This is a genomic window from Paenarthrobacter sp. 4246 (genome assembly GCF_040546855.1).
Taxonomy (GTDB): domain Bacteria; phylum Actinomycetota; class Actinomycetes; order Actinomycetales; family Micrococcaceae; genus Arthrobacter.
Genome location: NZ_JBEPOP010000001.1, coordinates 297,663 through 312,188, shown reverse-complemented (window position 1 = coordinate 312,188; position 14,526 = coordinate 297,663). Strand labels below are relative to the sequence as shown.

12 protein-coding genes are annotated in these 14,526 nt (G+C 61.4%); 6 read left to right on the top strand and 6 right to left on the bottom strand.

The window, feature by feature from the left end; all coding sequences use genetic code 11:
• The first annotated feature begins 67 nt into the window (after positions 1–67).
• The 4 genes from ABIE35_RS01480 to ABIE35_RS01465 all read left to right on the top strand — a co-directional run bounded on the left by ABIE35_RS01480 (position 68) and on the right by ABIE35_RS01465 (position 3,702).
• Positions 68–1,219 carry an ABC transporter substrate-binding protein gene (locus ABIE35_RS01480; RefSeq protein ID WP_354512111.1) on the top strand — a complete coding sequence of 384 codons (1,152 nt, stop codon included), beginning with the start codon at positions 68–70 and terminating at the stop codon, positions 1,217–1,219.
• Between the two features lie 100 nt (positions 1,220–1,319).
• Positions 1,320–2,051 carry an ABC transporter ATP-binding protein gene (locus tag ABIE35_RS01475; RefSeq protein WP_014922475.1) on the top strand — a complete coding sequence of 244 codons (732 nt, stop codon included), beginning with the start codon at positions 1,320–1,322 and terminating at the stop codon, positions 2,049–2,051.
• A complete protein-coding gene (locus tag ABIE35_RS01470) occupies positions 2,041–2,985 on the top strand; it encodes an ABC transporter permease (protein WP_354512110.1) in 945 nt (314 codons plus the stop codon). Before ABIE35_RS01475 ends, ABIE35_RS01470 begins: the two co-directional genes overlap by 11 nt.
• 177 nt (positions 2,986–3,162) lie before the next feature.
• A complete protein-coding gene (locus tag ABIE35_RS01465) occupies positions 3,163–3,702 on the top strand; it encodes a hypothetical protein (protein ID WP_354512109.1) in 540 nt (179 codons plus the stop codon).
• 110 nt (positions 3,703–3,812) lie between these two features.
• Here ABIE35_RS01465 and ABIE35_RS01460 read toward each other — a convergent pair whose 3' ends face one another.
• On the bottom strand, positions 3,813–4,430 hold the full coding sequence (locus tag ABIE35_RS01460) for a DUF305 domain-containing protein (RefSeq protein ID WP_354512108.1): 618 nt from the start codon (positions 4,428–4,430) through the stop codon (positions 3,813–3,815).
• 693 nt (positions 4,431–5,123) lie between these two features.
• Here ABIE35_RS01460 and ABIE35_RS01455 point away from each other — a divergent pair.
• On the top strand, positions 5,124–5,681 hold the full coding sequence (locus tag ABIE35_RS01455) for a dihydrofolate reductase family protein (RefSeq protein WP_354512107.1): 558 nt from the start codon (positions 5,124–5,126) through the stop codon (positions 5,679–5,681).
• A gap of 56 nt (positions 5,682–5,737) precedes the next feature.
• Here the strand turns inward: ABIE35_RS01455 and ABIE35_RS01450 are convergent, their stop codons facing one another.
• From ABIE35_RS01450 to ABIE35_RS01440, 3 genes are all read right to left on the bottom strand, one after another.
• The gene (locus ABIE35_RS01450; protein WP_354512106.1) at positions 5,738–6,289 is read right to left on the bottom strand and encodes a hypothetical protein; all 552 of its coding nucleotides are present in this window, start codon (positions 6,287–6,289) and stop codon (positions 5,738–5,740) included.
• Between the two features lie 86 nt (positions 6,290–6,375).
• The gene (locus ABIE35_RS01445) at positions 6,376–6,885 is read right to left on the bottom strand and encodes a hypothetical protein (protein ID WP_090817229.1); all 510 of its coding nucleotides are present in this window, start codon (positions 6,883–6,885) and stop codon (positions 6,376–6,378) included.
• A 2-nt stretch (positions 6,886–6,887) separates the two neighbouring features.
• Positions 6,888–8,681: a hypothetical protein gene (locus ABIE35_RS01440; RefSeq protein ID WP_354512105.1), complete on the bottom strand. Its 1,794-nt coding sequence runs from the start codon at positions 8,679–8,681 to the stop codon at positions 6,888–6,890.
• Positions 8,682–8,949: 268 nt separating this feature from the next.
• On the opposite strand from ABIE35_RS01440, the gene ABIE35_RS01435 reads away from it, so the two are divergent.
• Positions 8,950–9,987, top strand: coding sequence for an LLM class flavin-dependent oxidoreductase (locus tag ABIE35_RS01435; protein ID WP_354512104.1), 1,038 nt, complete (start codon positions 8,950–8,952; stop codon positions 9,985–9,987).
• On the opposite strand, the gene ABIE35_RS01430 is transcribed toward ABIE35_RS01435, so the two are convergent.
• On the bottom strand, positions 9,984–12,701 hold the full coding sequence (locus ABIE35_RS01430; protein WP_354512103.1) for an aminotransferase class I/II-fold pyridoxal phosphate-dependent enzyme: 2,718 nt from the start codon (positions 12,699–12,701) through the stop codon (positions 9,984–9,986). The genes ABIE35_RS01435 and ABIE35_RS01430 overlap by 4 nt on opposite strands.
• A gap of 28 nt (positions 12,702–12,729) precedes the next feature.
• A complete protein-coding gene (locus tag ABIE35_RS01425; RefSeq protein WP_429388116.1) occupies positions 12,730–14,208 on the bottom strand; it encodes an amino acid permease in 1,479 nt (492 codons plus the stop codon).
• Between the last annotated feature and the right edge of the window lie 318 nt (positions 14,209–14,526).

Sequence of the window (14,526 nt, the reverse complement as noted above, 5' to 3'; positions counted from 1 at the left end):
CGGGCGATGTCACGGGGCCTGATCTTCGCCCCCACTTCGCATCCCACATTCATAAGGACCCACCCTCATGTCGAACACCCCCGAGTCACAGAAACCCGATTCCGGCACCACCCGCATCGTCGCCGGTGAGACCGCACCCAAGCCCAAGCGCAGCCGCACTGTTGAGATCGCACTGGCCGTGGGCCTGGTGCTGCTGATCGGCGCAGGCGCCGCAGTTGCTTCCGCTGTTTCGCAGAACAACCAGGCTGCACCGGCTCCCACCACGACGCCTGCAGCTGAACTCAAGCTCGGCTACTTCAGCAACGTCACCCACGGCCCGGCGCTGGTAGGCACCAGCAAGGGCCTGATCGCCAAGGAACTGGGCGACACCAAGCTCAGCACGCAGGTCTTCAACGCCGGCCCGGCCGCGATCGAAGCCCTGAACGCCGGCGCCATCGACGCCACGTACATCGGCCCGAACCCGGCCATCAACTCCTTCGTCAAGAGCAAGGGCGAGTCCATCAGCATCATCGCCGGCGCAGCATCGGGCGGCGCCCAGCTGGTGGTCAAGCCGGAGATCAACTCCGCGGCCGACCTCAAGGGCAAGGTCCTCAGCTCCCCGCAGCTTGGCGGAACCCAGGACGTGGCCCTCCGCGCTTGGTTGGGCGATCAAGGTTTCAAGACCAACACCGATGGCAGCGGCGACGTCAACATCAACCCCACCGAAAACGCCCAGTCGCTGAAGCTCTTCCAGGACGGAAAGCTCGACGGCGCGTGGTTGCCTGAGCCGTGGGCCTCCCGCCTGGTGCTTGAAGCAGGAGCGAAGGTGCTGGTTGATGAGAAGGACCTGTGGGAAAACGGTGACTTCACCACCACCATCTTGATCGTGAATAAGAAGTTCGCTGCCGAACACCCGGAAACCGTGAAGGCTCTCCTGAAGGGTCACGTTGAATCCGTGAACTGGCTCAACTCGGCCTCGGCTGAGGAGAAGGCGACCACCATCAACGCGGTCCTGAAGGACACGGCAGGCAAGCCCCTTCCGGCCAACGTGATTGAACGCGCTCTGCAGAACATCAAGTTCACCACCGACCCGCTCGCCGGGACGTACAACAAGCTGCTGGAAGACGGTGTCAAAGCCGGAACCACCCAGCAGGCCGACATCAACGGCATCTTCGACCTCCGCACCTTGAACGAGGTTGAAGGCAAGAAGACCTCAGCCGCAGGTCTTGGCCAGGACTAAGCAGTAACGGGCTGGTCCGCTTCCCCTTGCGGTTCACGCGGGGGAAGCGGGCCGGCTTTTGGCCGCATCAGCTCTACCAATCAACACGAAGGACGGGACCATGCCAGTCGTACTCGAGAACCTGGGCAAGCGCTTCGGCGACGGCGCCCCGGTGCTGGACGACGTCAACGCCACCATCGCGCAAGGCGAGTTCGTCGCCCTCCTCGGTGCGTCCGGCTGCGGTAAGTCCACCTTGCTGAACATCATGGCGGGACTGGAACCGCCGACGTCGGGCGCCCTTGAAGTACCCAGCGACGGTGCCGCCTTCATGTTCCAGGACGCGGCCCTGTTCCCGTGGCTAACCGCGCGGGGCAACATTGAGTTGGCGTTGCAGTTGGCTGACAAGTCCAGCACGAAGGCGAGTCGGCGTGCCCGTGCCACCGAGCTGTTGGAGCTGGTGCACTTGGGCGGCGCGGGGGATAAGCGTCCCCACGAACTGTCCGGCGGCATGAGGCAGCGAGTCGCGTTGGCCCGTTCCCTGGCGCAGGACCGGCAGTTGCTGTTGATGGATGAGCCGTTCGCCGCCCTCGATGCGATCACCCGGGACCTTCTCCATGACGAGCTTGAGCGGATCTGGAAAGAAACGGGCCGGACCATCGTGTTCGTCACCCACAACGTGCGTGAGGCCGTCCGACTCGGCCAGCGCGTGCTGCTGTTGTCCTCGCGTCCCGGCCGGGTTGTGGCCGAATGGGACGTCACCGAGGAACACCGCACTGATCCGGGGCGGGCCGGGGAGCTGACCGGAACCATTACGCGCCGCCTTCGCGAGGAGATCCGCCGCCATGCCAAGTAACCCCATCACCACCGAAGAGCGGACCCTTCCCGTGACAGATTCAAAAGAGCACATCACCTCGCCGTCGCTGAAGGGCAACGCCTCGGAACTCCGGGACCTTGAAGCGGGCTTGGATAACCTCCAGTCAGACACAGGCCGCAAACACGGTATTGAGTGGAATCGTGTCCTGCTTCCCGTGGCCGCGCTGGTGGTCCTGATCCTTGCGTGGCAGTTCTACGTTTCCTTGGAGTTCAAGCGGCGTGACCTGGTACCGGGGCCGTTGGATGTCCTCACCCAGTTCGTGACCATGTGGGGTGAAGGCAAAGTCCAGGAAGCGGTGTGGACTTCGCTGCAGCGTGGTGTGATCGGCTTCCTGATCTCGGTGGTCATCGCTACTCCCGTGGGGTTGATCCTGGCTCAGGTAGCTCCCTTGCGCCGTGCGTTCGGGCCTCTGATCTCCGGGTTGCAGGTTTTGCCGTCCGTGGCATGGGTTCCCGCTGCGATCATCTGGTTCGGCCTGACCGACGCCACCGTCTACTTCGTGGTGTTCATGGGCGCTATCCCGTCCATCATCAACGGGCTCATCTCCGGTGTGGACCAGATCCCGCCGCAGTACCGCAGCGTGGGCACCGTCCTTGGCGCGAACCGGCTCCAGATGGCGCTGCAGATTGTTCTGCCCGCCGCACTTCCCGGGTACATCGGTGGGCTGAAGCAGGGATGGGCTTTCTCCTGGCGCTCCCTCATGGCCGCCGAAATCATCGCAGTGGGCGGCACCATCGGCTTCGGGCTGGGCTCATTGTTGGATCAGGGCCGTTTGCTCTCCGATATGACCATCGTGATGTCCGCGATCCTGCTGATCTTGTTCGTGGGCATCCTGATCGAGCTCCTCGTTTTCGGGCCGATCGAGAAGCGCTTGCTGCAACGCCGGGGTTTGCTGGCGGGCAGCAGCCGCTAACCATTGGAGTTTTTGTACACGTAATGCCCTTAAGAGTGCTTCTTAGGGGCATTACGTGTACAAAAACTCGCCCTTCCCGGCCGGATCTGGTTTCGGCCCGAATGAAGTGCTACGTTGCCACCAGCCTTTGCACGTGGGGGAGGCGATTCCCGGGAGTCGTGTGAAGGGTGGCAGGTCATGACCATGCAGCAAAGAACACTGGTGTCGGTTGCTGTAGCTGCACTGCTTTCCGTGACGTCGTGTGCAGCGCCGCCCCCGCAGCCCGATGCGGAAGCGAAGGCCGCTGTCCAGGCCCTCATTGAGCGGGCGATCGACCGCAGGAACCATCAAGTGGTCAGTGGCTTCTCTTCCGCCAAGGAAGACATCGGCAAGGATTTCGTTCCGGAAGCAGTTGAGCGCATTGAGCTTGAGTACCAAAAACTCCACCAACGCAGGGACTCCATTTCTCCCTATGGCGTCCTTTTGACGGACAGCGGCTCGGAGATGACCATCAAGAAATTCACCATCACCGATGCCGGCGCCAACGTAGAGATTTCGGAGCAGACACAGCTGGAACACGGTCCGGTGAACGGCGTGCAAGGCCCCAGCGAAGGTTACGCCTACGACCAAAAAGTTGAACTGTCAAAATCCGGGGAAGGCTGGAAGATCGTCAGTGTCTCCCCTCTCAATCCGGGCAAGCCATACCCGACCACAGTTGTTGATCCAGACACGCTTTAGGCCCTCGGCACTTGGCGTCGGCCGCTGCGTAACGGTCGACTTCCGGACGGCGGGCAAGGGCTCGACGGCGACCTCCCGCCGTCGAGCCCTTGCGTCACCAGACGGTGAGGTTAGAGTCCGGTCAGCAGATCCCGCATTTCCCGAATCTCTGCTTCCTGCGCCGTGACGATGTCCTTGCCTAGCTGGACAGCCTCCGGGTTCTTGCCCTGGGCTATCTCGGTTTTGGCCATGGTCACAGCACCTTCGTGATGCGCGATCATCTGCGTGAGGAAGAGCTTGGCCGCTTCAACACCGTGGGCATCCCTAAGCTTCTGCAGGTCCGCCTCGCTCAGCATGCCGTCCATGCCGTGGCCGCCATGCCCCGAGGATCCCATGACAGGCACGTTCCAGCTGTTCAGCCAGCCCGTCATCTTCTCTATTTCGGGTGCCTGCGCGTCTTTGATCTTCACGGCCAAGTTGGTAATCGAGGCCGGGATGTCAGCCTTCGCCAGCATGACGTCGGACATCTCCACCGCTTGGGAGTGATGGGGGATCATCATCTGGGCGAACATGGTGTCTGCGGCGTTGTGCCCGGCGTCGCTGCTGTTCGCAGAGGGGCTGATGGAGGTGCCGGAACTTCCATGGTCCATGCCCGGCATGGAACCGGAGCCGGGGTTGGAAGCGCAACCAGCCAGGGCAAGCAGAGCTGCGAGAGCCGCTCCGGTCACAGTGAAGTTAGTTCTGTTCATCAGTAAAAGTCCTTTGCATTTCGGGCGGCGGTGATATTCAGCCGCCCGGTAGTCAGCAGATGGTGAATGGATGTGCGGTCCCGGCTGTTACCGGACCATCCAGTGCTCACGTACGGCTGATGCAGAGTTGCCCGGGTGTAGGACCGTGGGGTTGGTAGGACCAGGACGGAAAAATGGTGGGCAGTTCCCACGATGCAGGGGTGACTTCGCCTGTCGTGCCGGGTGGGGGAGCGCTCAGAGAAGCTGTTGTGAGGGATGGGATGCAACCGGCAGCCTGAGTGCAGGAGCAGCTTCCAAATTCCGTGCCGTGATCGTCGCCAGCCGAGGCACCGCTCACCTCATGAGAAGGGCCGTGCGCGTGGTGGGATGAGGAGGTGCTCACTACAGGTGATGCCGCATGAGACGCATGCGTTCCCCCTGCCCCATGCGGACCGCTGATGATGTGCATTCCGAATATGCCTGCAATGACGGCCGTCACCAGAAGTAGAAGCAACGCCCGCACGAGGGAGGCGGCAAGAGCGCGAGGGGACAGCAGTTTGCTCACGATGCTTCACCACCTTCGTCCACTTCCAGTGGTGACAGTATACCCCCATAGGGTATCTACAAGTGATTCATTTTCTGTTGGCACTCCTTCCCCTATGCATTCCTCCGATTTCCGCTGCGCCATTGCCATTCGCAGCCTAGAATCGTCGAATGGGCCTTCTAACGTTCAGCATCAACGTCACGCTTGATGGTTGCGTGGACCATCAGGAGGGCATCGCCGACGACGAGACGCACGCCCACTTCACGCGTCTCCTGGATCAGAGCGGCGCAATGCTCTGGGGCCGGACTACCTACGAAATGATGGAGGTCTACTGGCCCTTGGTTGCCCGCGGCGAAGTAGAAGCGCCGCCAGCCCTACGCGAGTGGGCGATCACCTTGGAGGGAAAACCCAAGTACGTCGTTTCCACAACGCGGAGCGACTTCCCCTGGACGAACAGCCACCGGCTGGTCGGCGAACTGGGTACGGCCGTTCAGGAACTCAAGGACAGGACTCCCAAGGGGGTGCTTCTCGGCAGCGGGAAACTAGCAACAGAGCTGGACCGATTGGGCCTGATCGACGAGTACAAATTCCTCATCCACCCCATGATCACAGGCCACGGCCCCACCCTTTACCAAGGCGGACTGCCCAGCACCCGGCGCCTTGAACTGATCTCGGCCGAGCCGCTCAGTAACGGGGCGGTGGCGATGCATTATCGCCGGGCTGAATGAGGAAGGGGCAGGCACCGGACGACGTGGAGTTTGTACCACTCCACGCGAACTACGCTTTAGAAGTCCCCACCCGGGTAGATGCCCTCGGGTAAGGTGAAGCACGGCGAGCCCGAATCGATGTCAATCTGGTTTGGGGCCAGGCCTTCGGCGACAATGTAGTTCTCCCCGCTTCCGCTGCGAGCGATCATTTGAACTTCATAGGAACCCCCGATGTCGAGCCTGTTCCTGACTCCAAAGAGGCCGCTCTGATAGTGGGCTTCGATGTCCTTCACGATTGAATTGATTTTGGTTCCGTCGGCTACCGTGATGGTCGTGGAGCCCTTCCACTTGTGCTGTGTCTTGTTGCAGGACAGCAGCACGCCCTTCTTCTTTTGATCGATCGAGACAACCGTGCCTTTCGGGATCAGGGCGGCGATCTCCAATTCCATGGCTTGGGCTTTGGCCTTCGCTTCCTGCCACGTCAGTTCAGCTTTCGTCGGTTCACCCTGTGTCTTTGTTGCGGTGGTCACTGGTGGTTCGATGTGTGTCCCTCCGGGGCTTCCGGCGCAACCGGCCAGAACCATCGCACCCGCCAACAACAACGCCATGGCGCCGTGTCGCGCCCTCATCAAGGCAGAATTCCAGGCATGACTCTGAGTACTTGCAGGTTGTCCTCGTTGATTGAGGCGATGAGGTTGTGGTTGTTCATGTGGACCTAAAAATCTCCACCGGGGTAGGTGCCCTCGGGCAATGTGAAGCACGGCGAACCGGAATCAATGCGAATCACATTTGGGGTTAGGCCTCTACCGATAAGATATCCTTCACCGGGAGCGGGCCCAAGCAAATGCACTTGATAGTCACCATCAATTCCCCTTCGAGTTGTCACCTCGAAGCTGCCACCTCTGTAGTGCAGTTCAAGGCCTTTAATAACTTCTTCCACATTCGCGTCGGCCGTCAGCGTGATATCTGTCCAACCGTTCCAGTTGTGAGCGGTCTTGTTGCACGACAGGAGTACGCCGGTCTCCTTCTGAAGGACGGAAGTGACTTTGTCTTTCGGGATTAGACCGGCGATCTCGAGTGCGGTCTTCTGCGTATCTGCTTTCGCGCTTTGCCATGTCACGTTTGTTTCCAAGTCATTTTCCTCCCTTGAAATATCCGTACCAGTACAGCCGGAAAGACTTATGATGGTCACCAAAAATAGGGCGATAGCCGTGTAGCGTGACATTTTCATCGGTTAATCAGGCTTTGCATGTCCCGAAGCGCCTCCCGGTTGTCCTTAATGTTGGAGGCAATGAGGTTGTGGTTTTCCATGAGGATGTTCCCTTCTTCGACGGTGTTGATCGCCCTAAGTTGGTCGTCGTGGGGGCCGCGGTAGTAGTGCTGCTCAAACTCTTCGCGATGAATCGGATTGTTTCCCTCCCATACCACCCCTCTCTTCGTGACGGGGTTGGTAACTCCCTGGCCATGGATGAGCAGATCATAGTAATACAGGTTCGAATATTCCGTGGTTGGCTGTGGTTTCCAGTCCCGGAGCATGCCTGCCCCAGCAAGAGAGACCACCTTGTCGTATCGGGCCCCGGCGACTTCGGAGCTGGTGACGTTCGCCAGGCCCCAGCTGTGTCCGATGCCGGTTTGTTCGGCACCGTTCAGGTAGGGGTCAATACGCATTCCGGTCTCGAAACCTGCCAGTTGCTGCCCGGACGTGCGTGCGAGTTTCTCATCGTTCGCCTCACCGATTCTCGCGAGGTTGGGGCCGCCGGCGGTGTCCTCTTCCCCGGGGAACCGCCCATCCTTGTACACGAAAGCCACCGTCCCCGGCACGTTGTTATTGAGGTATGTCGAGACCTGCTGTACGCCGCCTTCGTAGAAGATGTTCAGTCCGGTGAACGTTCCTGGAACGTAGGTGATCACGTGCCGTGTGTCGGGGCCCGGGGTGCCGATCATTTGCACAATCCGGGACTGGTCCCGGTCATAGAGGTAAAGCTGAACTTGCCCGGCTTCCACCTGCTTCAGGTAGGCGACCTCATTTTCCAGCATTTTTGTTCGGTTCGGGTCGTGGTGGGCTTGCCCGATCCCCGACAATTTCCGGGCTGTTTCCAGGTCGTTCTCCGCCGCACGGAGCAGGCTTGGCGCGTTCAACTGGTTAGCCCGGACCCGGGCCAGTGCGGGCATCCCGTCCAAAGCGCCGAACATGGCCGGAGCCGCAGCCAGCAGCAGCTCCTGTACCTGCGTGAACCCGGACTCGTTCACTGCAGTGTGGGCTCCCGTTTTCATGCCCGCCCACCAAGCCCCGATTTTCGATGGGTCCATGCCTCGCAGGGTCTGCTGCCATCCGGGTATTGTGGCCAATGCCTTCACGTCAGCCTCGGAGGCAGTGGACAAGTAGCCCAGCAGCGCCGAGCCCGATAAGGTCATCGGCGCCGTGGCAAGCACAAGAACGCCGTTCGATACCGTTATCTGCCCGAGGTCACCGCTCCCACCGGCAGCACGGAACGTCGACGCGATGTCGGAAAGCCGGGTCGCGTCCTGATGGTTGTCTTCCAGGAACCGTCGCAGCCCGCCACGGACAGCGTCGAGATCAGAGTGCGCCCAGGAGCACTTGTCCTCGAACTCGGACACAGCTGCACTGACTCTGTTGGCCGCGCCTCGGTCTGAGTCGTCCTGGATCCTGAAGGTTGACACTGCGGAGTCCAAGGTGTCCGGATCAGCGGAACTCGCCCCACCAGTGCTTCCACTCGCCCAGACACGAAACCCCTGCCGCGCAGTCTCCACGCTCACCACCGGACGGTCAGTCGCCTCCATCGACGGGCGCGGCCCCACATCCACTGCAAAACCGCCGCCAGCACGCGCCCAACCGGAGGCAAGCGCCCACTCCGTCACCTGGTCCAAGCGACGCTGCTCAACCTCCGCGGCGCTCTTCGCTTCCTGTACCCGACGGGCAACGTCTTCCAACATATGGACCAGCTCCGAACGGGCCGCCCGTTCAGCGGCAACGTTCTCCCGGAAACAGTCAGCGAACACGCCCCGGAATTCCGTAAGAGCAGCAGTCGAGATCGATTCCCGCCCGCCGCGTTGATCCTGCAACGTACGCGCTGCGTCTCGACATGCACCGATCAAACGATCGGCACCCCCGTGTCGAAATTCATTTTACTCCATCAAATAGATAAACTGCCGACGGCTCCACTATACCTAATGCGCTCGACGGATTCTGAATCACTGTCGGAAAGCGCTGAGCGCTGGACGAGCGGCTCCGTGGAATTCTCCGGGCCTCCGCGGAGTTGTCCCGAACATGCACAACAAACGGATCGGTTTCCTCTCCTTCGGTCACTGGGCCCGCGTCCCCGGTTCCCTCGTGACAACGGCTGGGGAGGCCCTGAAACAGGGGATCGAACTCGCTGTGGCTGCTGAGGAACTGGGCATCGACGGAGCCTTCTTCCGGGTGCACCACTTCGCCCGGCAGCAAGCATCGCCCTTTCCACTGCTGAGCGCTATTGCGGCACGGACCAGCCGGATCGAAATGGGCACCGGCGTGATCGACATGAGGTACGAAAACAGCCTATACATGGCCGAGGAAGCAGCAGCCACGGACCTCATCAGTGATGGGCGGCTGCAGCTCGGAGTGAGCCGTGGTTCACCCGAACCCGCACGGAACGGAGCAGCCAACTTCGGCTACGTCCCCGAGGACGGTGAGGACGGTGGCGACATGGCCCGCCGCCACACTGCATTGTTCCGCAAAGCCATCGCCGGGCACGGGGTGGCCGAAGCGGACCCACATTACTCCGGCGGGGCCACAGGTCTGCTGCCCATCCAACCCCAGTCACCCGGCCTCCCGCAGAGAATCTGGTGGGGCGCCGGAACCCGGAAGACTGCAGTCTGGGCAGCAGAGCAAGGCATGAACCTCATGAGCTCAACCCTCCTCACTGAGGACACGGGAGTGCCTTTCGATGAACTGCAAGCCGAGCAGATCCGAATGTTCCGCGAAGCCTGGGCCGCCGCCGGACACGACTTTGAGCCACGAATCTCCGTCAGCCGAAGCGTGATCCCCATCGTGGACGACGTCGACAACCACTACTTCGGTCTGCGTGCCCAAGCGGACAGCCAGGACCAGGTAGGAATTCTCGACGGCGCGTTGTCCCGTTTCGGGAAAAGCTACATCGGTGAGCCGGATCAACTGGCGGACGAACTGGCGAAGGACGCAGCAGTGCAAGCAGCCGACACGGTCCTGCTCACAGTGCCCAACCAGCTTGGCGTCGACTACAACGCCAAGCTGCTGGGCAACGTCGCCAAGCACGTCGCTCCTGCTTTCGGTTGGAGCGCCAAAGCCTAGGACGCCACCGCCACCAGCTCGAGAACAGAAGACGAAGCAGGCTCCGCGAACACCCGGTACCCCCGTTCGTGATCGAACCCGTGTATTTCACGCGTATCCAAAGCAGCCATGAATTCGAGGGTTTGCCGGGTAATCACCTGCCCCGGGACCAGGATGGGAAACCCGGGCGGATACGGCGTCACGAACCCTGCGGAGATTACTTCCTGTCCTTCGGCCACGGCAGACGCCACCTGAGCCGCGGACAAGTAAACCGTGGAATCGGGCTTGTAACTCTCAAAGTAGGCGGACCGGATGTCCCCGTCCTCGCAGGAATCGTCCGTACGGAAGCGCGCGGCGAAGGTGCTGAAGTCGGGGAGCGGGGGAGTCGGGCGGGGAGCGTCGGACGAGGCGGGAAGTGACCGCTGCCGCGCCGAAGGATGCGGGTTCTCAAAACCTTCAGCGAGTTTCACCAGGACCTCGATCAGGTACGCCACGGAGCTTCGGGACGTGCCGATGTTGGTCATGAACAGCACAGTGTTCCGTGAGGTCTTGTTCACCTGTATGCCGTGATCGTCCATGAGGTAGCTGTGGCGGAAAGTGTCGCCGTCGATCCCTGTCTTGCTGATGTCCAGCGTCAGGCGGCTGGGATCGATGACGAATTCGTCCCGCTGCCAGGCGTCCTCCAGCTCCGACAGCCCATCCCGCAGCGGCATGCTGGAGCCGGTTTCCCTGTAGCGCGGACCGATGAGGTCCCGCGAGGAGAGCACCCGGAAGTACTTCTTCAGCAGGGGATGCCGGGCCACGGCTTGGGCCACGGACACGGCAAGGTCGGATTGCCGTTGCACCAGGCCGAAACCTTCCAGTTCCACCTGTCGTCTGCCAATGTCCAGGGAAGCCAGAATTTGGTAGTTGGGGGAGGTGGACGTGTGGGTCATGTATGCCTCGCGGAAGGACTCCCGGTTGGAGCCGGCGAAGTCCTGGTCATACACGTGGATCATGGAACCCTGCCGCAGCGAGGTCAACGTTTTGTGGGTTGACTGCGTTGCGTAGACCCGCAGGCGTGCCTTGGCAGGATCCGGAATCAGCCTGGTGGTGAGCCAGGCTTCGTCATCAACGGGTTCGCCGGTGACAGGGTCATGAAGGGCGGCGGCCTGTTCCGCGTACCGGGTGGCGTAGGCGGGATCCGTGAAGGAAGCTTCCAGGGCGGCTGCAGCCGCCATGCCGGTTCGACGCCGGTACACCGGATGGGAGCGGGCGAAGGCAAACCACGCCTCGTCCCACAGGAAAACCAGATCCGGTTTGATGGCCAGGCATTCCTCCATGACCCTTTCGACGTCGTAGACAACGCCGTCAAACGTGCAGTTGGTGAGGGTGACCATCTTCACTTCATGAAGCCGGCCTGCCCGCCGGTATTCCAGGAGCCTCCGCTTCAGGCTGGTCAAAGGGACAGCACCATAAAACGCGTACTTGTCCAGGGGATAGGCATCCAGGTAGGAGACTCGGGCACCGGCAAGCACAAAGGCGTAGTGGTGCGATTTGTGGCAGTTGCGGTCCACCAGCACAACATCGCCCGGAGCAAGCAGCGATTGATGAACGATCTTGTTGGCCGTGGACGTGCCGTTGGTGACGAAGTAGGTTCGCTGCGCCCCGAAGGCCCGGGCCGCGAGTTCCTGTGCGCGTTTGATGGACCCATGCGGATCCAGCAAAGAGTCGAGACCGCCCGAGGTGGCAGACGTTTCGGCCAACAGCAGGTTTGTCCCGTAAAAATCGGCCATGTCCCGGATCCACGGTGAAGTCCCTACAGACGCACCCCGGGAAATCGGCAGGGCGTGGAAGACGCTGGCCGGGCGGCGGCTGTAGTCCTGCAACGCCGTGAAGAACGGTGTTTCGTAGCGTTCGGCCACCCCGGATAGCAGTGACAGATGCAGGTCCAGATGATCCTGTCGCCGGAAAATCCGCCGGAACTTCCTGGTGAGGGATCCCGCCAGGGACTCGATGGAAACCCCTGCCACCAAGTAGACGTCCAGTTCCGGCCGCAGCACGGAAATTGCATCGGCCAGCGCAAGGATCCGTCTGATGGGTCGCGAGTCCTGCAAGTCTGCGGAGGTATGCCGGGCCAGGAACCTCCGGAGGTCGCTGCCCAACAGGTGGGAGCTGCGGAGGGAGAAGCCCGGGCGAAGAACAACGGACTGGATATCGGGGTTCAGCATGATGGCCACCAAGGCATCCTCATAGCTGGGAACCACGTTGACCGTGTACGTGAACGCATCCGAAGGGCGGCGCTGCGCAGCCATGGTGTTCTTGAGCGCCTCGGCTTCTTCGGGCTCAATGGTATCCACCACCAGGACCTCAAAGCGTGGCCGCTCCGCCGGCTCGGACTGGTCAACAACTTCCTCGTCCGGGAGCTCAGCGCGCGGCACTGCAGCTGTTTCCCCGGCAGAGGCGAGCGGGAGGTGGGACAAACCGCCCAGAAGCTGGAGCGCGGCCTGGGGTTCGCCGTCGTCGATTAATTGGCGCAACTGGGCCACGGCGTTGACTCCAGGCTCGGCCCAATAGGGTTCCACCGCCGCCAGGAGGGCAAAAGTCCGGTCGATCTGGGACAGCAAACCGGACTCCTGGTATCGGGCCGAGGCGAGCTGCCTGAGGGCGTACCCCAGGAACTCCCACGCATCGGCTCGGGACCGCCAGGCCCTGCTGGGGGTGCCGATTCTGGGGGACGGCGAAGAGGTGCTCATGTGTTTCACTTTCAAACTGAAAAGGGGTCTAGGACGTCAGGGCTGTACGGATGCGGCCGCGATACGCATACCAGCCGGCTATCAGCAGCGGCGCCAACACCAGCATCGAGGCCAGCACCCAGCGACCTGTTTCCGAGAACCCCATGGTGACCAGGACAAAGGCCAGGAAACCGAGCGTGAGGTAGGAGGTAAAAGGCGCTCCGAACAGCCGGAAGGCCGGGCGTACCACCTTGCCGCTGCGAACCCAGTGCTGGAGTTTGATGTGACAGAGCATGATGGTGGCCCAGCCGCCGATGATTCCCACGGCGGAGATTTCCAGCACGATCTCAAAGACCTGCGAGGGGACAACGGCGTTCAATCCAACGCCCACCAGGGTGATGGCCGCTGTCAGGAGGATGCCACCGTAGGGCACTCCGGACGCGCTGATCCGTCCGGTGAATTGCGGGGCGGAGCCGTTCACAGCCATGGACCGGAGGATGCGGCCAGTGGAATAGAGACCGGCGTTGAGGCTGGAGAGCGCGGCGGTGAGGACCACGAAGTTCATCACGGACGCCGAGATGGCTCCGGCCTGCGGATCACCGAGATGCGAGAAGAAGGTGACAAACGGGGATTCGCCGGCTTTGTAGGACGTGAAGGGAAGCAGGAGCGAGAGCAGCAGGACTGAGCCCACGTAGAAGACCCCGATGCGGATCACCACGGTGTTCACGGCCTTGGGCATCACCTTGTGGGGGTTGGCGGTTTCGCCGGCCGCGGTGCCCACCAGTTCCACAGCAGCGTAGGCGAACACCACGCCGCTGATGGCCAAAAGCGGCGCCACGGAGCCCATGGGGAACATGCCACCGTTCTCAGCGATGACGTTGAAGCCCGGAACGCCAACGTCCGTCCGGCCGCCGAAAACAATGAAGCAGATTCCCACCACGAGGAACGTCACCAGGGCACCCACCTTGATCATGGCAAACCAGAACTCCATCTCGCCAAAGATCTTCACGGACACCAGGTTCAGGGAGAGCACCACTACCAAAGCGATCAATGCGATCAACCACTGCGGGATGTCGTTGATGGGTGCCCAATATTGGCCCCAGAACTTCACATACAGGGCTACGGCGGTGACGTCCACAATGGAGGTCATGGCCCAGTTCAGGAAGTAGAGCCAGCCCGCGGTGTAGGCCATTTTCTCGCCGTAGAACTCCCGGGCGTAGGAAACGAACGAGCCCGACGTGGGGCGGTACAGCACCAACTCGCCCAGTGCCCGCAGGATCAGGAACGCGAAGAAGCCGCAGACGGCATAGACCAGCACCAGCGCAGGTCCGGACCCGTTCAGGCGGCCTCCGGCGCCCATGAAGAGCCCGGTACCAATTGCGCCTCCGATGGCGATCATCTGGATCTGCCGGGGCTTGAGGGTCTTGCGGTAGCCGGTTTCCTCTTGGGCGAAAGCGTTCGACGGCGGACTGGCAGCCAGGTCTGTTGGGGAAGGAAGGGTTTGTGTGGACGCAGGGGTGGGTATCACTTCGGGGGTCTCCTTTGACTCCGTTGCCACCACAGGTGGCTCAATACTCCACAACGTGGGGCTGGCTGCCTCGCAGTTGCGCCTGAAAATGGCCGCGCTGCAGTCAGTCTTTGTGGTGTGTGGGACAGTCACCAACTCTAGGTCGCTGCCGTCGACAACAAATTGGCTGGCGAACCAAATTCGGGGCCCGACTCTTGTGCCGGCGGGACAACACTGGTGTTCTGGAGGGCCGGTAATGTTTCTCGCTGTGCGTGCCTGCGCACATGTACCGGCGGCGCCCTCAATGGCGAGGAAGCGTACTGCTGAAGAAACTGATGT